Below are 21420 nucleotides of genomic sequence, written 5' to 3' on the forward strand. Positions count from 1 at the left end.
ACAAAGGAGAGAAGCGCATGCAAAATAACGGATGGATTGATTCTTTTGAAAAGTATGCTCAAAAATGGATAGCAAAAGGTCAGGTTCCTGGTGTTTGTATGGGATTAGCAAAAGAGGGTCAAATCTTCTATAATAACGGATTTGGCTTCCGTGATGTGGAACGGCAGTTAGGAGTTACGATCGATACGGTTTTTGGAATAGGATCCATAACAAAATCCTTTACCTGTGTGGCGGTCATGCAATTACAGGAAGCTGGTAAGTTATCCGTACATGACCCTGTTGTCAAATACTTGCCGGAATTTCGTCTGAATAATCTTGATGTGGGGCAAATCACGATTCATCATTTTATGACGAATACGAGTGGAATTCCACCCTTGCCCACATTTTTTGCAAGTGTGATGCGAAGTTTGGAAGTGAATGAGGCAGAAGACCATCCATTCCTCCAAAACCAGACAGATGATACGGTACCAATCGATACGTACGAAGACCTGATGAGTGTTATTTCTACATTAGATTTAGAGCTTTTAGGGCCATCAGGTACAGAATTCAGTTATTCCAATGATTGCTATTCCTTGCTGGGAGCGATCATTACACGCGTCAGCGGAAAGTCGTATGAGGCGTATGTCAAGGAGCATATCATAGATCCAATGGGGATGAAGCACACGAGTTTTTTTCTGGAAGAGCTGAATGGGTATGAGAATATTACAAATCTGTATATCATGCGAGACAGAGGCGATCACAAGGAGGTGATCCCATCTCCAAATTGGTGGGATACTCCCGCTTCCCGGGCGGCAGGATTCCTAAAATCAACGGTGCGGGATATGCTGCGATATACGGACATGTTCTGCAAAGGAGGGCTTACATCAGGGGGAAAACGTATCCTGACACCTGAAAGTGTACAACAAATGATGACCCCTTACTTTCCCACTGATATGGTACCTGGTCAATTTTACGGGTACGGCTTGGTCATAACCTCTGACTACTATGGAAAAAAGTTAGTTGAACATAGTGGTGGTATTAAAGGGGTTACGGCTCAAATGTGCTTCTTTCCCGAAACAGGACTGGCCGGAGTGGCACTGTCCAATCTTGAATTGTCGCCGGTTTTGGCGGTTATGTCGGGTGCACTAAATAGTCTGGAAAACCGCCCTCCTGAATCCTCTCATCTGGATAGCATCGATGATTTCCTATCCGAGGAAGCTATGCATCAATTCGTGGGAGATTATCAATCTAGTGAGTTTGGGACATTGCCGATCAGATTGGAAAATGGGCAACTGGTGCTCTCCTTTTTGGGAGAAAACTACGTAATGAGACCATTTGCTGAAGATATTTTTGTAGTCCGGGCATTTGGAACAGATTTCTCCGCACGATTTATCAGAGTTGGAAATAATGAGATTGCTAGAATGGCTTTTGCGGGGAGACAATTTATTCTTGATGATAAAAAAACGAGTGGGGGAAATGAAAAATGACCAAGCGAGCCAACTTAAATGATGCGAGATGCCGCCAGCTTGATGAGCTTTTTTCTACGCTTGCCGAACAAAACAATTGGAGCGGCAACATCTTGATTTTGGAAGAAGGGAAACCTTATTATCAAAATTCCATAGGAATGGCCAATCTGGAAACGGCTGAAAGATTGTCACCAGATTCGGTATTTGAACTCGCATCGGTTTCCAAGGCGTTTACAGCAATGGCAATCATGATTTTGCAAGAGCAAGGCAAGCTCGACTATACAGATAAAGTTGACGACCTCCTTCCAGATTTTCCTTATGCCGATATTACTGTAGAAAATCTACTCGTACACACATCCGGTTTGCCTGATTACATGGAGTTGTTTTCTGAATGTTGGGATAAAACGCAAATCGCTACGAATCAAGACATCCTCGATCAGCTAATCAAGCATCGACCCGATGTGTTGTTTCAACCCAATGAAAAGCATGCGTACAGTAATACCGGCTATGCTTTATTGGCTTCTATCGTAGAACACGTAGCTGATACACGATTTACCGATTTCTTGCAGCAACAGATTTTTCAACCACTAGGTATGCAACACACGAAAGTGTACAACCGAAGATATTCTCCTGAGGTGATCCAGCATTACGCCTATGGATACGTGTATTCCGCTCAATCTGAAGCATTTGTGTTACCTGATGATTCAAGTGAGCACGATTTTGTCATTTATCTGGATGGCATCCAGGGAGACGGTGCGATCAGTTCAACACTGGATGACTTGCGTAAGTGGGACAGAGCTCTTTACACAGAAAAGCTAGTTAAAAAAGAAACACTAGAGAGAGCGTTTTCCCCCGTTCAGCTTACTGACAACCGTTTATCTAATTATGGTTATGGCTGGCGGCTGCGTGAAAATCAGGTGACAGGAAAAGTCGTGCATCACAGTGGAGGCTGGCCGGGGTATCGAAGCTACTTGATACGATATATTCAAGCAGATAAAACGATTATTTATCTCACAAACGTGGATCAGGAACGTGAGTTGACGGAAATGGCTGTAGGGACAATCGAGAATATTTTATTTGAACGACCGTATGACATTCCGTAGCCAATAGCAGATAGTTGAAAAGGAATGCGACAAGGTGAACCTGTTTGTGCCTTGCTGCTTAGAGGATAATCTGGACTTGTAAGCGCTATGGTGAAAGTAACGGCCGTCACTTGGAAATAATATGTAAGAGAGCGCGAGTCATGAGCGAGAACAATCAGGAGCCAGATGTGTTTGATACGATTGCGGATTCAACTAATGGAGGAGGAAGAAGAGTGAGTTTAACATTATCTTTGGATTTTCAGTTCGCGACATCAATTGAGAAGCTTTGGTCCGCCTTAACCGATTCTAGCAAACTTGCCAAGTGGATCATGGAAAATGATTTTAAGCCTGTCGTAGGCCACCGTTTTCAATTTCGCACGCAGCCGAACGAATGGTGGAATGGAATTATTGAAGGAGAAGTGCTAATCGTGGACGCACCAAACCGGTTGTCCTATACCTGGGCCAGCGGAGAGGAACATACGGTCACCTGGATGCTTCAGGATTTAGGGGACGGAAAGGTTAACCTTCATCTCGACCAAACCGGAATCTCAAATGCTCAAGGAGTCGAAGGGGCTAAATATGGTTGGAGTGCGTGGTGCGGAGAGCTGGAAAAGGTGTTGGAACAATAACTGCTATCGGTACGAAATATCTCCTTCTGAATGGTACAATGTGAATATAAGTAAAAACGAATACTGTCGGAAGGATGGTAAGCATGGGCGAATCTAATCAAGAGTATATCGTAATCTCTGGTGCAAGGGAAAACAATCTCAAGAACGTATCCTTGCGCATACCCAAGCGGAAAATTACGATCTTCACCGGTGTATCTGGATCGGGCAAGTCATCGATCGTCTTCGATACGATCGCCGCAGAATCCACGCGATTGCTGAATGAGAACTTCAGCATGTTCGTGCGCAATTTTCTGCCCCGCTATCCACAGCCGGATACGGACGCGATCGACAACCTGAGCATGGCGGTTATCGTGGACCAGAAGCGGCTGGGCGGCGGTTCCCATTCCACGATGGGCACAATTACCGATATTTCTCCCATTCTTCGCCTGCTTTTTTCCCGAATAGGTCAGCCCAATGTTGGACAAGCGCATATGTTCTCCTTTAATGACCCCCAAGGCATGTGTCCCGAATGCAACGGGATCGGTCGCAGTCTGAGCGTCGACATGAGTAAGGCGCTGGATATGTCAAAGTCGTTGAATGAAGGGGCAATCATGCTGCCGGACTATAAGGTAGACGGCATGGAATGGAATATGCTCGTGCAGACAGGCTTCGATCCTGACAAGAAACTGAGCGATTATTCGGATGAGGAGCTTGAGCAGCTGTTGTACGCCAAGGCGAGGAAGGTGGAGATGCAGTTCGCCGGGAAAGCCGTCAATATTACAGTAGAAGGCGTCATTGAGAAGTTCACCAACAAATACATTAAGCAGGATCTAAAGACGAAATCTGAGCGTACACAAAAAGCGGTTGCGCCGTTCATCTCCGAAGGTTCTTGCTCCAGCTGTCATGGTGCGAGACTCAATCAGGCCGCACTCAACTGCAAAATCAATGGCCTCAACATTGCAGAGATGTCTTCCATGGAGGTCGGTCGACTCATCCGCGTCATTCAGGAGATTGACGATTCGGTCGCCGCACCGATGGTCAAGTCGCTGACGGAACGGTTGAAGCATCTAGTGGATATCGGACTAGACTACTTGACTCTAGATCGCGAGACAGATACCTTGTCCGGCGGCGAGTCGCAGCGTGTCAAGATGGTGAAGCATCTGAGCGGCAGTCTGGTGGATGTTACTTACATTTTTGATGAGCCCAGCGTTGGTTTACACCCCCGTGATGTACACCGGTTAAATGAATTGCTTCAGAAGCTGCGCGACAAGGGCAATACCGTCATTGTCGTCGAGCATGATCCAGATGTGATCAAGGTGGCAGATCATATTGTCGACGTCGGGCCTCACGCCGGCAGCCACGGTGGTACCATCGTGTATGAAGGCAGCTTTGAAGGTCTGCTGGAGTCAGAGACACTGACAGGTACCCATATGAAGCGGCCGATCCAACTGAAGCAAGATTTCAGGAAGCCGTCCGGCAAGCTGTCCATCGAGGATGCCACACTGCACAACCTGCGGAACGTGAGTGTTGATATTCCAACCGGAGTGCTGACCGTAGTTACGGGTGTCGCAGGCTCCGGCAAGAGTACGCTGATTAACGAAGTATTCCTCAGCAACCATCTGGATGCGATCGTCATCGACCAATCGGCAGTAGGCGTGTCAACACGCTCGAATCCCGCGACCTACACAGGGATCATGGATGATGTACGCAAGGCGTTTGCTTCCGCGAACAAGGTCAACCAAGGCTTGTTCAGCTTCAACTCCAAGGGGGCTTGCGAGAACTGCCAAGGTCTAGGTGTTGTGTATACAGACCTTGCATTCCTTGAAAGCGTCAAGCTGCCGTGCGAAGTCTGCGGAGGTAGACGGTTCAAGGAAGAGGTACTTGCATACAAGCTAAACGGCAAGTCAATTGCAGAAGTGCTGGAGATGACGGTGGAGCAGGCATTGGAATTTTTTGAGCGAAAAGAAGTTGTGCGCAAGCTCCAGGCGATGAGTGATGTGGGGCTGAACTATATTACACTCGGCCAGCCACTCAGTACGCTCTCCGGCGGGGAATGCCAGCGCATCAAGCTGGCAAGCGAACTGCATAAGAAGGGCAGCATCTACGTGATGGACGAGCCAACAACTGGCCTACATATGTCAGATATCGGTCACCTTCTGGAGATCATGAACCGCCTCGTGGATGCCGGCAATACGGTAATCGTCATCGAGCACAACCTTGATGTGATCAGCCAAGCGGATTGGATTATCGATATGGGACCGGACGGAGGCAGCAACGGCGGTCAGGTGGTCTTCGAGGGCACACCTCCGCAGATCATCTATGCGGAACAGTCGATCACGGGAAGATACTTGAAGTAATTACTTCAAGTAATCCATCAAATCCACTTTCGTAATGTATGGGATTCCGACGTAAAAGCTGCTATGGAATAACGAATTCAGATCTCCTCATGGGAAGCCGGAGGAGATTTTTGTTATGCCGAAACAAATGTCAGAAAATAAAAAATAATCTTGACATTGAATCAGATGATTAGTAAATTGGTGATTACAAGCAACCTATCGATCGATCGATCGATCGACAAAACCCAAAAAGCAGATGATGTAACCGCTACAAGTAACTGGAGATGAGAGACGCTAGTTTCCTGCAATCATCAGTAGAAAGGAGCGCGCTTTTTTGACGAAAGAAAAAATATTTCAAGCAGCATTACGGCTATTCGCAAGAAAAGGTTTTGAAGCAACCAGCATACGTGATATCGCTCTAGAAGCAGAGGTAACCTCCTCCACTCTCTATCATTACATGAAAACAAAAGAGGATCTGCTCGTTGCCATCATGCAAGAAGGGTTACAGACCCTTCTTGGAAATGCAAAGGAAGTGCTCGCTGAGCTTGAAGCGCCCGAACAACAATTGGCAGCGTTTGTACAGCTTCATGTTACCAGTCATGCCATTGACAAGCTAACAGCGCTAGTAGTAGATACGGAGTTCCGTGCGCTGACAGGAAATACGCGCGAAGAAATTGCCATGTTGCGCAGTGAATATGAGCTGCTCTGGCTGCGTATTTTAACGGGCGGATTAGAGGGGGGCGTATTTACGATAGAGAATACCAAGCTTGCCGTCCTGGCTTTGCTTCAAATGTGCACGGGTGTCGCCCATTGGTACTCGCCTGATGGCCCAAATTCATTGGAAGAAATCAGCTTGAATTTTTCCGATATGGCGCTTGCACTCGTTCAGGCAAAGCGAAACGGTCAGCAACTGACTGTTTCCGATTTGGATCTGCCTGAACCCGCTCATTTTTTTATGAAACCATGGCTGGGGGCTGCTGCGCATGAACATTCTTGATGCCCGTGTCCGCTTGCCACAGCAGTTCCGTGAGGCACGCATAGGTGAAATGCGAAATGAGTACGTCGCTCAATATGATGCGGTGTTACAAGTCAGATCGACTATCGCGAAAACGCTCGACGATTTGATTCAAGAAATGAAAGAATCAGGAGTAGACCACGCCATTATGCATGCAGAATACGAATTCGGCGAGGATGGGGATGCGCTGAATGAAGCATTGGCAAAAGTCATATCCGCTCACACCGAGCTCTTCTCAGGATTCGGTACGATTTCAATGGAGCATTTTAGACCGATGCGCGCTGTCCAACAAGTGAGCCGCATCAGAGAGTTGGGCTTTCTGGGAGTAAACATCCAGCCTGCATTTTTTGAGATGCCGATCGATGATCGCAAATTATATCCCGTATACGCAAAGGCTGCCGAGTTAGGCTTGGCAGTTGCCATTCATACGGGAATTAATTATTCGATGATTCATCCCATCCGGAATGAACACCCGCTGTTGCTGGATCAAGTCGCCTGTGATTTTCCAGAATTAACATTGATCGCGTGTCATGGGGGGTGGCCCTGGGTGCCTGAAATGGTTGCCGTAGCGCGCAAGCACCCCAATGTTCTGGTGGATTTGGGCGGGCTTTCTCCAAGGTATTTGGGGGTGCAAGGAGCAGGGTGGGAGATGATGTACAGGTTAGCAAACAACCTCTTGCAAGATCAAATCCTCTTTGCAACAGACTGGCCTGTATTTCCTCTGAAACGCGCAATTGCAGAATGGAAGGAATTAGGTATAAAGCCCGAGGTGCTAAAGAAGGTGCTCGGTTCGAATGCAAAAGCATTGTTTTCCAAAATAAAGGCGGAGGTAAAAAAGAATGATAACACGTAAGGCGGTGGTAGAGTGTGAGATCCATCAAGAGATAGGCTGGATTCACCTGAATCGCCCCGAGCGGTTAAATGCGGTGATTCCACAATTGGTAGAGGAGCTGTATGGATCGCTCGATAAGTTGGAACGGGAAGGAGTAAGGGCAGCAATACTGGCTGGCCGTGGGAATGCTTTTTGTGCAGGACATGATTTGCGTCATGAAGAAAAGCCTGCAAATGAGGCTGAGCTTCGTTTTAGTTTACAAAAAATTCAGGATATAACACGAAAGATCCAGCGTGTTCCTTTTCCGGTGATCGCTGCGGTTCATGGTTATGCATTAGGAGCAGGGTGTGAGTTTGCGCTCGGATGCGATTTGATCATCGCCGCTCACAATGCCGAATTCGGCTTTCCGGAAGTGAGTGTGGGACTTAGTGTTACCGGAGGAATCTCGCATATCCTTCCCATCACGATCGGACTGGTCCGGGCGAAAGAATTGCTGTTTTCGGGCGAAAGATTTGGTGCATCGCAAGCACTGCATCTAGGACTCATCAACAAGGTAGTGGATCATAAAGTGTTAGCTGAAGAAGCTGACAAGTGGGCGAAACGGTTAGCGGAGCTCCCGCAAGTAGCGCTTGCAAAAGCCAAATTTGCGCTAAATCGCGGGGCACAATGCGATCTGGAGGCAGCTTTTGAATTGGAGATCGAGCATGCGCTGGCTACCGTGCAAACAATCGAATCCAAGCAGGCGGCTGAAGGGTTCCGAAAAAAAGGATCAGTATAGAGAAGGAGGGCTGAAACCTTTTGGACATGCAAGAAATCAAGTCTTTGACGGCACGGGCGGCCAAACGATGGGGAGAAAAAATCGGGCTTGTCTTTGATGAATGGAATGAACAACTGTCATTTCAGGAGATAGAAGACCGTTCCAACCAGATCGCCAACATGCTCCAAGTGCTGGGTGTAGGCTATGGGGATCGGGTAGCCGTCATGCTGAGGAACCAGCCGGAATTCCCGCTTACCTGGCTGGCGTTGGCAAAACTGGGCGCGACTATAGTGCCGATAAATGTAAATTACAAAGAGTACGATGCACAGTATATCCTCCACCACTCCGAAGCAATCGTTATCGTAACTTCACAGGAGTTTATATCCCTGCTACATAAGATCAGACCTTCCTTACAAACCCTCAAAACAATCCTCTCAGTAGACCAATCAGACGATCCCAACGTTGTCGATTTCAGAACGATGTGTGAAACAGCGTCCACGACTCCAACAGCGCTTACCGTTTTTCCTGAAACTTTAGTCAACATCCAATATACATCCGGCACGACAGGCTTCCCTAAGGGGTGTATGCTTTCACATGAATATTGGCTCACCATAGCAAAAAAGATGGTCGAGCAGCATCCCAACTTGACCAATTCAGATGTACTGTTAACGGCGCAGCCCTTTTACTATATGGACCCGCAATGGAATTTTCTGGGTGCGATCACTGTGGGGGCAAAGCTTGTGGTTCTCGATCGATTTCATCCCTCTACATTTTGGAAGAAAGTACGGCAATATGGCGTTACCTTTTTCTACTGCCTGGGGATCATGCCCACGCTAATGGTCAAAGCACCACGCTCGCCATTAGACAGGGAAAATAACGTTCGCACCATTCTTTGCTCGGCCATTCCCCCGCATCTGCACCACGAATTGGAAGAGCGATGGGGCGCGCCATGGTATGAGGTTTTTGGCATGACAGAGACAGGTGGAGATATTTCGGTAAAACCACACGATCATGACCGATTGCTCGGAACAGGCTGCATCGGAAAACCGGATAAAGACCGGACCGTCCGCATTGTTGATATTCACAACCGCCCCGTTTCGAGGGGCGAGGTTGGCGAGCTCCTCCTACGGGGCTTGGGGATGATGGATGGCTACTATAAAGATCCTGATGCGACTTGCGCTGCCTTTCAGGGCGGCTGGTTCCACACCGGAGATTTGGTGCGAATGGACGAAGACGGATACATCTATTATGTCGGCCGAAAAAAGGAAATGATTCGCCGGAGCGGGGAAAATATTTCGGCTGCTGAGGTTGAGGAAGTCATGAAAATGCATCCGGCCGTGCAATATGCTGCCTGCCTTCCAGTGAAAGACGAAATACGCGGGGAAGAAATCAAGGCATACGTGGTAGTAAAAGCGGGCCAAACGGTGCCTCCTCATGAGTTGATCTCTTATTGCACCGAGCATCTTGCTTACTACAAGGTTCCACGATATTGGGAATACCGCAGTGAATTGCCTCGTACCCCATCTGAGCGTATAGCCAAGCATGTACTGGCGAACGAAAAAGCAGATCTTCGCATCGGTTCCTATGATCGCATTGATGATAGCTGGAAATAACATGAAAAATGGAGAGGAAGATATGGATGAATAGTTGGGTAAAGGTACTGAAAGAGCTGACAGAGGCTGCCGGAGTTCCCGGACAAGAACAGGAAGTTCGAGAATTAATGCACACGTACTTGGAACCGCTTACAGAAGAAGTGCTCACAGATAATCTAGGAAGCATAATCGGGCGGAAAACAGGCCTGGCCAATGGACCCAAAATCATGATGATGGGCCATATGGATGAAGTGGGGTTCATGGTAACGCGTGTCATGAAGGATGGATTCATCGCCTTCCAGCCGCTTGGTGGCTGGTGGTCGCAGGTGATGCTGGCACAGCGCGTGAACATTAAAACACGCAAAGGGGATATCGTCGGCGTAATCGGGTCAAAACCGCCGCATCTGCTGTCTTCGGAAGAACGAAAGAAAGTGGTTGAGATCGAGTGGATGTTCATCGATATCGGAGCATCCAGTGCAGAACAGGCAAAGGAGCTGGGAATTCGCCCAGGTGATCCGATTGTGCCGATCTGCCCTTTCACGGTGATGGCGAATGACAAGATGTATATGGCAAAAGCGCTCGATAATCGCGGCGGTTGCCTGACAGCCATTGAAGTAATGAAACAGTTGCAACAAACGGATCACCCCAACATCGTATTTAGCGGCGCTACTGCACAAGAAGAAGTGGGATGCCGCGGCGCATTCACGAGCACGTATATGGTGCAGCCAGATATATTCATTGCATTGGAGACGGGGATAACGTTTGACACGCCGGGAAGCGCCGACTCTCCTAATTTGCCTGATATCAAGTGCGGTGGCGGGCCTACGATTGGTCTATTCGACGGCTCGCTCGTGCCCAATCGGAAATTGCGGGATCTGTTATTTGATACGGCTGAAGAGGAAGGCATCCCGTATCAATATGCTGCTATTGCAGGTGCGGGTACGGACGCAGGAGCTGCTCATATGGTTGGCAAAGGGGCTCCATCCATCGTCATTGCAATCCCTGCGCGTTACATTCACAGTCACGCTTCGATTCTCCATCATGATGATGTGGAAAATACGGTGAAATTGCTGACGGCTCTCGTCAAAAAGCTGGATCAAAAAACGGTTGATTGGCTCAGGTCGTAGGAGGCAAGGATATGTCCCAAACAAGGGAGTGGTGTCATTCATGGGGATAAGAAAGCGGGAAACCGCCTCGTTTGTGAGCATTGTCCTTTCCTGTTTAGTACTGCTGGCAAGCGTGGCCGGCTGCGGGACGCTTGCCACGAAACTAGATACTGATGAAGGAAAAAAAGATGCCAATATATCCGAGAAAAAGGGCGGAACGATCACCGTTGCGATCGGCAGTGAACCAGACACACTGGATGTCCACAAATCGACAGCGTTAAGCACGGAGGGGGTCGCGCTCAATCTAGGGGGGGCCCTCCTTTACAGAGATCCCCAAACAAATGAGGTCAAGCCCCATCTGGCCGAATCGTACTCCATTTCGGAAGATGGGAAGACATGGACATTTCGCATTCGCCAAGGCGTTACCTTTCATGATGGGACACTGCTTACTGCACATGCGTACAAGCGAACGTTTGAGCGGGCCATGTCTCCGGAAATCGCTCCGAAAGGCGTAGGGATGGTTCTTGGCATCATCAAATCGATCAAAACACCGGGTGATCAGACCCTTATTTTGGAGTTGAATGAACCATCTGCCACGCTCCTCACCTATTTCACTTCCGCGAGCTGGATGCAGCCGCTCTCGGTGGACGCGGTGCAAAAGTTTGGGGATCAATATGGAAGGAATCCGGTCGGTGTCGGTCCATGGAAGATGGAGAGCTGGAAATCAGGAGATTCTATCACGCTGATTCAAAATGATGCGTATCGCTGGGCACCGCCCTTCTTTAAAAATCAAGGACCACCGAGACCGGACAAATTAGTTCTGAAATTGATTCGAAATCCGCAAACGGCTGTCGCTGCTTTGGAAAGTGGAACCATCGACATCGCTGATCTGCCTGCGAAAGACGCGAAGAAATTCAAGAACAACAATCGTTTTACAGTACTTGAGCAGACAAAGCGCGGCTTGGGGCTGTTTGTCGAGCTGAACTTGAATAACGAGATTTTACAAGATAAAAACGTACGCAAAGCGTTGCAAATGGCAGTAAAGAAGGATGCTATCGTGCAGTCGCATCTGCAAGGCGAAGGAATTGTTGCAGATGGTCCGCTGCCAGCAAATTTGTTCGGATACGATCAATCCATTGCCCAATATGCATACAAATACAACCCCGAGGAAGCGGTGAAGCTCCTGGAAGAAGCCGGATGGAAACTGAATGCACAAGGGATAAGGGAGAAAGCAGGAAAACCGCTTCATCTCGAATTGTTGAGTATGGAAGTATGGTCTCAACCTGCCCAGTTGATGCAAGGAATGTTCAAAGCGATTGGGGTAGACGTGAAAATCATTACTCTGGAAGGCAGCGCAGTCGACCAGTTAACTGCTGCCGGCACATTTGACTTGGCTCTGGATGGATACGTCGCTGATGACCCTGATATCTTGTTTCCGTTTATGCATTCAACTCAGATCGGTGGGATGAATCGTTCAGCCATCCATGACAAAACGATCGATTCCTTGCTGGAAAAGGGACAGGTGACGATGAAGAGCGACGATAGAGCGAAAATCTATGGAGATCTTCAGAAGCGCTCTGTGGAGGAGGCGTTTTGGATTCCCATTTACACGGAAAAACGGTTTGTCGTGGTAAACAACCGTGTGCAGGGACTGATGCTTGATCCATCCGGACTGAAATTGTTTCAGGACGTGTGGGTTAAGTAAGCGAGGAAACACAAAACAAGGAGAACAGGTCATGAACAATCAAGAATGGATCGTGAGTTATGAGGAGTTTGTCCGAGAAACAATGATGGGAAGCAAGGTGCCTGGAGCTGCAATTGGAGTGGCCAAACACGGACAGCTCGTTTATGCCAAAGGGTTCGGCTATCGTGATGCCGAGCAAGGTCAGGTAGCGACAGTTGATACTTTGTTCGGAATCGCTTCGATTACGAAATCGTTCACCGCTATTGCGATCATGCAGCTACAGGAAGCCGGAAAACTGAAGGTTGCCGATCCTGTTTCCCGCTTTTTGCCAGAGTTTCATGTAAAAACGGGAAGTGGAACGGAAGCAATCACCATTCACAACTTTCTAACCCATTCCTCCGGTTTGCCACCATTATCTTGCGTCGATGAAGCACTCAAGCGTGGGATGAACACCTATGAGGAATTGATGACCTATATGGCGCAACTGGAATTTACTTTATTGGGCGCACCAGGTACGGAGTTCAGTTATTCCAATGATTGCTATACGCTACTGGGAGCAATTGTTGAGCGGGCAAGCGGTAAGCCATATTCGACATATGTGAAGGAGCATATTCTCCAACCAGCGGGAATGCAGCATAGTTGCTTTTCTTTGGTGGAGTTGCACGGGTACGAGGATAGGACACCGCTATTTGAGACACCGCCGTTTCAATCATCCGGCGGATTAAAATCAACGCTCACCGACATGATGAGATACACCGAGCTGTTTCGCACGAAAGGTTTGATTGGCAAGGAACGAATTCTTCGCACGGAAAGTGTGCAGCAGATGACCACCCCTTATTTCCGATGCGAACATAACCAATATTACGGGTATGGTGTAGCGATTACACCCAATTTCTACGGTGCTGTGATGCTGGGCCATAGCGGCAGAGAGAAAGGGATCCAAGCCTACATGAGCATCATCCCCGAGAACGGATTGGCTGCCGTGGCGCTCACCAATCTCAGCGGTTCGCCGGCTGCCGCATTGGCACATGGCGCGTTTCACTGCATCGAGAATCGTCCGGCGAAATCAACGCATGTTACGTATAAGGAATATCACCTCCCGACAGATCGTCTGCTTGAATATGCGGGCGAGTACGGCTCCATGGAAGGAATTCATCTTCAGGTAAGCGTGGATGCAGGCACGCTGATCGTAACGGTCGATCATTCGGACTCTTTCTCTTTAAAAGCTATAGACGAAGACATTTTTCTCGCGAACGTGGAAGGGTCAGATCAAACCGTACGCTTTATACGAGACGGAAGTCAAACGGTAATTCGCATGATGGGCTCCTATCGCCAAATTCCCAAGCGAGTTTAGCTGAAGCAATGAATACGCATTCTGGAAGAGAGGAGTGAACGAATCATGAAACAGTATTTGTTGAATCGGATGCTATCAGGAGTGATTGTCCTCCTCGGCATTTCCATCTTTTCGTTTGCGCTCGTTCATTTTATTCCTGGAGATCCGGTACGGATCATGTTAGGGGAAAAGGCTACAAAAGCACAAGTGGAACAATTACGTGAACAAATGGGGCTAAATCAGCCCCTTCCTCATCAGTACCTGACCTACATGGAAAAAGGCATTCAAGGGGATTTCGGGACTTCTTTACAAACAGAAAGACCTGTCATCGTTGAAATAATGGAACGGTTTCCGGCAACGGCCAAGCTAGCCTTCGCTGGGATTGGCATCGCGGTCGTGATTGGCTTAACGATGGGAATTATCGCTGCGAAATACAAGAATACGCTCTTGGACTTTATGCTGATGGCGGTAGCTTCGATCGGATTATCGCTGCCGAGCTTCTGGCTGGGGTTAATCGTAATCATGTTATTTTCCGTTCAATTAGGCTGGTTTCCAATCGCGGGCGGTACGGGATGGAAGGATCTTGTTTTGCCTGCTTGTACCTTGGGCGTTTTGTCTTCCGCGATGATCAGCCGACTGACGCGTTCAGGTATGGTCGAAGTGCTTTCCCATGATTACATTCGAACAGCACGGGCCAATGGATTGAGGGAGTCGATAATCCTATTCCGACACGCCTTGTGCAATGTCATGATTCCTGTTGTTACGGTGGTAGGCTTGCAAATCGCGACTCTGCTGGGCGGGGCGGTTATAATCGAACAAGTGTTCAACTGGCCTGGGATCGGCACATTGGCTATCCGTGCGATTTCATCCCGTGATTTTCCAATGATTCAGGGCATTGTGCTGCTTATGGGCTTCGTCTATGTCGTGGTAAATATGATGGTCGACTTCCTCTATGGTTTGATTGATCCACGTGTCGACCTCATTACGGAAAAGGAGGGGCGGTAACTTGAATGAGGTGAGCAAAACCGTCGCACATGGGGCGACGCATGCCAAACCCCCGATTTTTCCCAAGCTTGCATTTTGGGAAAAAATCAAGAAACAGCGAGCAGCAAAACTAAGCTTGGTGGTGCTTTTACTCATTTCTGTGATCGGAATCGTCGGGCCTTGGATCGCTCCTTATGACCCTACTGAAAGTAACTATGAAGCCTTTTTGCAAGGCCCGTCTGCCAAGCATGTTCTCGGAACGGATGCGATCGGCCGCGATTTGTTTTCCCGTATTTTATACGGAACGCGCGTTACGCTTGTGGTTGCTGTCATGGCGGTCGGCATCACAGTAGCGGCAGGAACGATGATTGGTGTCATCAGTGCGTATATGGGAGGATTCATTGATCACCTGCTCATGCGGATTATGGATATCTTGCTCGCCTTGCCGGGGATCATTTTGGCCTTGGCCATTGTCGCGGCGCTTGGACCGAGTCAAACCAATGCGATGATCGCAATCGGCATTTCTTCGATTCCCAGCTTTGCGCGTCTGATCAGGGCAGCTACGCTCGTCATCATGTCGTCTGGATATGTGGAAGCCAGCAGATCGATCGGGACGCCGAGCTGGTGGATCATTCTTTTTCAGGTTCTCCCCAATATTACGAATGTATTGTTCGTTTACATGACACTGTTCGTCGGGGGAGCGATTCTCGATACGGCTGCATTGGGCTTTATCGGCTTGGGCGCGCAGCCGCCGACTCCCGAATGGGGGACCATGTTGAATGAAGGAAAAGATTATTTGTCCGATGCCTGGTGGCTTGCGACATACCCGGGATTGGCCATCACCATTGTCGTGTTGGCAGTAAACCGGCTGGGAGATGCCTTGCGTGATATTTTTGATCCTCGTACGCAAAAGTAAAAGGGCAATAAGAGGATTGGAGAGGGGATTCCATTTATGGACAATGTATTGGAAGTGACAGGGCTGACAACCCGGTTCTCGAAAGAGTCGGGTACGATTACGGTTGTTGATCAGCTTGATTTACATGTGAAAAAAGGGGAGACGCTGGGAATTGTCGGAGAGTCGGGGTGCGGCAAGAGCGCCACTTCGCTCTCGCTCATGCGACTGTTGGACAATAATGCCACTTTGACTGGAAGCATTCGATTCAACGGGAAAGAAGTGCTTACGCTGAGTGAAGCCGAGATGCGCAGTCTCAGAGGCAAGGAAATGGCGATGATTTTTCAGGAACCGATGCATTCGTTAAATCCGGTGTTGACGATCGGCCGACAAATCAGTGAGGTACTGCACGAGCATGGGGGTGAAAGCAAAGCGGCGGTAAAGCAACGGGTACTGGATTTGCTTACCGTGGTGGGCATCTCCCGAGCGGAAGAGATTTACAGGGATTACCCGCACCATTTGTCAGGAGGTATGAGGCAGCGGGTGATGATTGCCATGGCGATCGCATGCAATCCGTCATTACTGATCGCTGATGAACCGACGACCGCATTGGATGTGACCATTCAAGCGCAAATCTTGAATCTGATCAAAAAAATCAGAAGGGATATCGGCATGTCAGTGATCATGATTACGCATGATTTAGGGGTGGTTGCTGAAGTGTGCGACCGCGTCATGGTGATGTATGCGGGACAAGCGATTGAAACAGCGGACGTACGGTCGTTGCTGCGCAATCCGAAGCACCCGTACACCGTAGGTTTGCTCCAATCGACACCTAGGAAACGCGCAAAGAGGCTTCACAGCATAAAAGGCAGTGTGCCGACACCGGAAAACAAACCCAATGGGTGCCGATTTGCCCCGCGATGCGATAGAGTGATGGCGATTTGTTGGGAGCTGAATCCTGTGCTCCTTCCAGTGGATCAGCATTCTTCTTGTCGATGCTGGTTATTTACCCAAGACAAGGATCATGAACAAGAAAGCTCGGTGGTAGGTGAATGACCACTCCAATCTTGGAAGTGAAAGGGCTGCGCAAGCTGTTTTGCATGAAAAAAGGGTGGCTTCAACAACCGCATTATGTTCATGCTCTAAATGGGATTGATGTGAGCGTCTATGAAGGAGAAACGCTGGGGATTGTTGGGGAGTCAGGCTGCGGAAAGTCTACATTGGGAAAATGTATTCTGCGTTTGCTGGATCCGGTCCAAGGCGAAATTCGTTTCCAAGGTAACGAAATAGGAAAAATGAACAAAAATGAAATGCGTGCTGTAAGGCGAAATATGCAAATGGTTTTTCAAAATCCATTTGAAACATTGAACCCGAAACTAACGATCGGGCACATCTTGACGGAGCCGCTGATTTCGCACTGTATTCCCCGAGAGCAGCGACAAGCGCTACTGGAAGAAATGATTGAGATTGTCGGCATGAGCAAGCAGCATCTATCTCGCTATCCTCACGAATTTTCCGGAGGGCAAAGACAACGAATTGGCATCGCCCGCGCCCTGATTCTTCGGCCAAAGCTGATTATCGCAGATGAGCCTGTCTCCGCACTAGATGTGTCGATTCAATCGCAAATTCTTAATTTGCTACAGGATTTGCAAGAACAATTTTCCTTGACCTATGTCTTCATTTCGCATGATTTGAGCGTAGTTGAGCACATTGCCGATAAAGTGGCGGTCATGTATTTAGGTGAAATCATCGAGTATGCTGAGAAAGAGAAGCTGTTTGGACGACCGCTGCATCCCTATACACAAGCATTGCTTTCAGCCAAACCCATTACCGATCCTGATGATACGCGAGAGCAAATTGTGTTGTCGGGAGATCTCCCGTCTCCGTCTAATCCGCCGGAGGGATGTAAATTCCATCCGCGCTGCCGTTCCAGTATGGAAATATGCAAAGTCGAATTGCCAAAGCTGTGTGAAATAGAAGGGCAATCGGTCGCTTGTCATCTCTATCAATCTGCACGGTACATCGGATAAAAGGAGGAACGAAATGTTTGATCTTGGGATCCCGTTTAAAAAAATGAATGGCTGTGGCAACGACTTTATTGTAGTAGACAATCGCGATAGCTTGTTGAATGAGGTTGTGCTTTCTGCCTTTGTCCAAAATGTATGCAGGCGAGGCACTTCAATCGGTGCGGATGGGTTCATGCTGCTGGAGAACTCCAACATCGCCGATTTTAAGATGAGGTACTTTAACGCAGATGGCAGTGAAGGAGAAATGTGCGGCAACGGTGCAAGGTGCATGTCGCGCTTTGCTTACCACATCGGAGCAGCCAAGACGAAGATGAGTTTCGAAACGATGGCCGGCATCTATCAGGCAGAGCTCAATCAGAACGGCGTGAATGTCAAGTTCCCCAACGTTCAATTGCAAGCGCTGAAGCTGAATCAACCATATGAGTGGGACGGACCGAGCGGCGTCTACCACTACGGTATTGTCGGAGTTCCCCACACGGTCTGGTTTGTCGAAAATGTTTTCGCGATAGCGGACGACCAGCTTAGAGAATGGGGACGAATGGTCAGAAATGATCAGCAGCGGTTTCCCAATGGTACCAATGTAAATTTTGTGGAACTGATTGATAGGCAAACGCTTAGCATCAGAACCTATGAGCGCGGAGTAGAGGCAGAGACCTACGCGTGCGGTTCTGGATCGACTGCTGCAGCAATCATTGCCGGTATTTTAGGACATGTAGACACCTCTGTGAACCTGCTTACTCGAGGGGGACTACTTAAAATTTCTTACCATCTCACAGATTATGCTGCCGAATCCGTTTACTTGGAAGGCAACTCAAAGCTGGTAGCAGAAGGACATTTGCTGCCCGATGCATGGACATGAGAACGCCCCATAGTGATAAACCCTTCTGTTACAAATAAGACACAGGGTGACATATTTAAAGGTCTAAAATGGGGAAGTTGATTGGTGCATAATGGACGCTGAGATGGGGTTTGTTCATTTCTTACATCAAATTGAGACTATTCTATATGGAAGATCTTGAAGTAGTAAATCAATTAAAGAATAAGCCTGGTAAAGACAACTGGCTATATGGTGGAGCTAGTCTTATTACAAGTTTTATCAATTTAGAGCTTGTAGATGAATTTTGATTATCTGTTCACCCTGTTATTTTGGGGGAAGGAAAGCATGTCACTTCTTCAACAACACGAGGTTAGATATTTTAATCCAAACAGTGGTGAGTCTAAGACTGTATTTTCAGGTCTTGGGTCGCCGCTGTTTTATTTTTCAGAGTCAGTCCAAAATCAATTTTTATGAGGCTGAAGATTACACTAGTCACTTCATCACTTTACAGTTATATAACCTACCGGTAATATAATAACCAATAAAAGTAAATTTGATTACTCGGAGGGATTGTATGGACGGAAAGATTCTGCAGATGGATGGGCGCCGTGTTGTTAGCTTCGAGCGTTATTTGAACCATCCGGTAGAAAAAGTATGGAGAGCGATCACGAGCCCAGAGCAAATTGCCAAATGGTTAACTGCGCAGGCAGAGTTGGATTTGCATGTGGACGGCAAACTTGCATTTCGGTGGGAGAATGGCGATCTCGTACATGGTAATTTTACCAAAGTCGTCCCCCCGTACGAGTTGGAGTACACTTGGCTAGAGCAAACCTCGGGACACTCATTAGTGCGATGGAAACTGAAGGAGCAAGGGGAAGGGTGCCTTCTTCATCTCACACACACTTTTTTCGGACCCGCCATTGTTCCCGATTTTTTGGCAGGCTGGCATGTGCATCTTGATGTGCTGGATATCGTCCTTCTTGAACAGTTTCGTCAGTTCCCTTGGGAACGCATGAAGGAAATACGCGAGAAATACGCTTCTCACTTCAGTTAAAAGGGAGGGGTATCACAGGGTACGACTGTTGATGCGAGACCAGGTGGAACCGTTTTGGAAGCCATCTTTGGTGAAAAGTTCGTCTATCAATGGACGCTTGGTGATTCTACGACAACGATTTCTTTCACACTAAAGAAGCTGGGCGAAGGGACATTAGTTTCCCTAATAGAGTCGGGATATACGCAGTCTGACGCTGATTTAAAGGCGTTCGCTGATTTCACTGTCGGTTGGGGTGAAGCATTGACTTTACTGAAATATTACTTGGAGCATGGAATTACTTATGTAGTCGTCCCACATCATGATTTGGCCATACCGATGACAGAGCAGTAAGCAAAACGAACGGACAACTTCACGAAATTACAAAAATAAAAGCAGGGATTACAATGAAAACCATGAGTATATTTGAAATTTTAGCTGAGCCGCACAGACGGACTATGCTTGATTTGCTGCGTATCCGTGAGCGCTCGGTTGGGGAGCTCGTAGACAAGTGCCAATTAAGTCAACCGGGCGTTTCCAAACATCTACGAATCATGCGGGAAGCTGGTTTGGTTACGGTGCGATCGGTTGCCCAAAAAAGCATCTATTCGATACGGCCAGAACCTCTCCAAGAAATCGATAAATGGCTGGAGTCGTATCGTCACTACTGGTCGAGCAAGCTGGATGAGCTTGAGGCACTCCTTGACCATGAGGAATAAGTAGCCGAATCAGCATGGAACGATAGAGCACAAAACCCCACTTCTTCCGTTGCGGAGAGCATAGTGGGGTTTTTACGTGGCATCGCCGATTCATTCGGCTTGAGCCTGGAAAATGCGCAGGACATGGCGTGTTGGCTGGATCATGTAATGCTAGGCACTATCTGTATACTGTGGCACAACTGTGTTCAATCGTTCAATACCGCCAGATCAAGCTTACTCATGCGCTCAGGATCGGAGATCAAGTCAACTTCGGTAATCTTTCCGTGACTCATCGTAAATTTGAGTACATAGAGCAATCTTCCTTGAGGAGCTACAATTATTCCTACTGTTCCGTTAACGAGGGCTAATTGTGCTGCTTTCCGTGCACGTCCCGAAACTTGTTTCGCTAGAGCAACCGCTCCTCGACTTACTCTTAAAGATTTTGTTTGACGATCGTCACGAAGAATAACGTTCGGATCTAGCGCAGCTATTAGAGTATCGAAATCGCCTGCATGTGCTGCAGCAAGAAAAGCTTGAACAACGTCGCGTTGGAGAGCAAGGTCGACTCCCTGCATTACTTTCGCCCCGCGAACCCGGTGGCGTGCTCTGCTTGCAAGTTGTCTTGTAGCGACCTCCGTCTTACCTATAATAGGAGCAATCTCCTGGAAGGGCATGGCGAATACATCGTGCAGCACGAACGTGATGCGTTCCGTAGGGTTCAAATTACCGAGCACGACTAGCAGTGCAATACCGACAGAATCAGCCAATATGGCTTCTTGTTCGGGGTCAATGATATTCTCTTGGCTTGTGAAAGCATCGGGCAATTGAGTTTCTATCGATTCTTCGCGCCTAGATTTTCGCGATCGTAACATATCGAGACAAACCCGTGAAACAACGGTGGTCAACCATCCTCCCATGTTCTCAATGCCTCTTGCATCCGCACGACTAAGACGGAACCAAGACTCCTGTACCGCATCCTCCGCTTCGTTCAATGATCCAAGCATTCGATATGCAACTGCCTGCAGGTGCTTCCGATGTTCTTCAAATATATTTGCCAACCAAACCTGTTCGCTCATCATACAAACTCCCTCGTACAAAAATAAAAAAATCCTCTATAAGTACTGACGGATGAAATTTAAACAATGTGACAAAGTACCGGTCATTTGTTGGATTTTCTTTTGT

20 protein-coding genes and 1 pseudogene are annotated in these 21420 nt (G+C 48.0%); 20 read left to right on the forward strand and 1 reads right to left on the reverse strand.

Going from position 1 to position 21420, the window contains the following annotated elements:
• Positions 1-17: 17 nt before the first annotated feature.
• The 20 genes and pseudogenes from ACFYU8_RS03575 (at position 18) to ACFYU8_RS03670 (ending at position 20259) form a co-directional block, all read left to right on the forward strand.
• Positions 18-1466 carry a serine hydrolase domain-containing protein gene (locus ACFYU8_RS03575; RefSeq protein ID WP_390295752.1) on the forward strand — a complete coding sequence of 483 codons (1449 nt, stop codon included), beginning with the start codon at positions 18-20 and terminating at the stop codon, positions 1464-1466.
• The gene (locus ACFYU8_RS03580; protein WP_390295750.1) at positions 1463-2548 is read left to right on the forward strand and encodes a serine hydrolase domain-containing protein; all 1086 of its coding nucleotides are present in this window, start codon (positions 1463-1465) and stop codon (positions 2546-2548) included. Before ACFYU8_RS03575 ends, ACFYU8_RS03580 begins: the two co-directional genes overlap by 4 nt.
• A gap of 212 nt (positions 2549-2760) precedes the next feature.
• Positions 2761-3156 (forward strand): SRPBCC family protein, encoded by a 396-nt coding sequence (locus tag ACFYU8_RS03585; protein WP_390297305.1) that lies wholly within the window; start codon positions 2761-2763, stop codon positions 3154-3156.
• 83 nt (positions 3157-3239) lie between these two features.
• The gene (locus ACFYU8_RS03590) at positions 3240-5492 is read left to right on the forward strand and encodes an ATP-binding cassette domain-containing protein (RefSeq protein WP_390295748.1); all 2253 of its coding nucleotides are present in this window, start codon (positions 3240-3242) and stop codon (positions 5490-5492) included.
• A 313-nt stretch (positions 5493-5805) separates the two neighbouring features.
• Positions 5806-6468: a TetR/AcrR family transcriptional regulator gene (locus ACFYU8_RS03595; RefSeq protein WP_390295746.1), complete on the forward strand. Its 663-nt coding sequence runs from the start codon at positions 5806-5808 to the stop codon at positions 6466-6468.
• The gene (locus ACFYU8_RS03600; RefSeq protein ID WP_390295743.1) at positions 6455-7339 is read left to right on the forward strand and encodes an amidohydrolase family protein; all 885 of its coding nucleotides are present in this window, start codon (positions 6455-6457) and stop codon (positions 7337-7339) included. Before ACFYU8_RS03595 ends, ACFYU8_RS03600 begins: the two co-directional genes overlap by 14 nt.
• Entirely contained in the window at positions 7326-8096 is a 771-nt protein-coding gene (locus ACFYU8_RS03605; protein ID WP_390295741.1) for an enoyl-CoA hydratase/isomerase family protein, read from the forward strand. The genes ACFYU8_RS03600 and ACFYU8_RS03605 overlap by 14 nt, the downstream gene beginning before the upstream one ends.
• Positions 8097-8122: 26 nt before the next feature.
• Positions 8123-9688 (forward strand): AMP-binding protein, encoded by a 1566-nt coding sequence (locus ACFYU8_RS03610; protein WP_390297302.1) that lies wholly within the window; start codon positions 8123-8125, stop codon positions 9686-9688.
• Positions 9689-9714: 26 nt separating this feature from the next.
• Complete coding sequence (locus ACFYU8_RS03615) at positions 9715-10794, forward strand: M42 family metallopeptidase (protein WP_390295739.1); 1080 nt, start codon at positions 9715-9717, stop codon at positions 10792-10794.
• A gap of 40 nt (positions 10795-10834) precedes the next feature.
• On the forward strand, positions 10835-12478 hold the full coding sequence (locus tag ACFYU8_RS03620; protein WP_390295737.1) for an ABC transporter substrate-binding protein: 1644 nt from the start codon (positions 10835-10837) through the stop codon (positions 12476-12478).
• Between the two features lie 31 nt (positions 12479-12509).
• The gene (locus tag ACFYU8_RS03625; protein WP_390295735.1) at positions 12510-13811 is read left to right on the forward strand and encodes a serine hydrolase domain-containing protein; all 1302 of its coding nucleotides are present in this window, start codon (positions 12510-12512) and stop codon (positions 13809-13811) included.
• A 45-nt stretch (positions 13812-13856) separates the two neighbouring features.
• Positions 13857-14795, forward strand: coding sequence for a nickel ABC transporter permease (gene nikB, locus ACFYU8_RS03630; protein ID WP_390295733.1), 939 nt, complete (start codon positions 13857-13859; stop codon positions 14793-14795).
• Position 14796: 1 nt separating this feature from the next.
• The gene (locus ACFYU8_RS03635; protein ID WP_390295731.1) at positions 14797-15690 is read left to right on the forward strand and encodes an ABC transporter permease; all 894 of its coding nucleotides are present in this window, start codon (positions 14797-14799) and stop codon (positions 15688-15690) included.
• Between the two features lie 36 nt (positions 15691-15726).
• Positions 15727-16722 carry an ABC transporter ATP-binding protein gene (locus ACFYU8_RS03640; protein ID WP_390295729.1) on the forward strand — a complete coding sequence of 332 codons (996 nt, stop codon included), beginning with the start codon at positions 15727-15729 and terminating at the stop codon, positions 16720-16722.
• Positions 16719-17696, forward strand: a complete 978-nt coding sequence (locus tag ACFYU8_RS03645; RefSeq protein ID WP_390295727.1) for an ABC transporter ATP-binding protein — start codon at positions 16719-16721, stop codon at positions 17694-17696. The genes ACFYU8_RS03640 and ACFYU8_RS03645 overlap by 4 nt, the downstream gene beginning before the upstream one ends.
• Before the next feature lie 13 nt (positions 17697-17709).
• On the forward strand, positions 17710-18552 hold the full coding sequence (gene dapF, locus ACFYU8_RS03650; RefSeq protein ID WP_390295725.1) for a diaminopimelate epimerase: 843 nt from the start codon (positions 17710-17712) through the stop codon (positions 18550-18552).
• A gap of 67 nt (positions 18553-18619) precedes the next feature.
• Positions 18620-18815: pseudogene (locus tag ACFYU8_RS03655) on the forward strand (dihydrofolate reductase family protein); the annotation flags it as partial.
• Positions 18816-19084: 269 nt separating this feature from the next.
• Positions 19085-19564, forward strand: a complete 480-nt coding sequence (locus tag ACFYU8_RS03660; protein WP_390295723.1) for an SRPBCC family protein — start codon at positions 19085-19087, stop codon at positions 19562-19564.
• Positions 19565-19618: 54 nt separating this feature from the next.
• On the forward strand, positions 19619-19894 hold the full coding sequence (locus ACFYU8_RS03665; protein WP_390295720.1) for an SRPBCC family protein: 276 nt from the start codon (positions 19619-19621) through the stop codon (positions 19892-19894).
• Positions 19895-19947: 53 nt separating this feature from the next.
• Entirely contained in the window at positions 19948-20259 is a 312-nt protein-coding gene (locus tag ACFYU8_RS03670) for an ArsR/SmtB family transcription factor (RefSeq protein WP_390295718.1), read from the forward strand.
• 185 nt (positions 20260-20444) lie between these two features.
• Here ACFYU8_RS03670 and ACFYU8_RS03675 read toward each other — a convergent pair whose 3' ends face one another.
• Positions 20445-21314: a sigma-70 family RNA polymerase sigma factor gene (locus ACFYU8_RS03675; RefSeq protein WP_390297299.1), complete on the reverse strand. Its 870-nt coding sequence runs from the start codon at positions 21312-21314 to the stop codon at positions 20445-20447.
• Positions 21315-21420: the final 106 nt, after the last annotated feature.

Source organism: Brevibacillus sp. NPDC003359 (genome assembly GCF_042878995.1).
In the GTDB taxonomy this organism is placed as follows: Bacteria; Bacillota; Bacilli; order Brevibacillales; family Brevibacillaceae; genus Brevibacillus.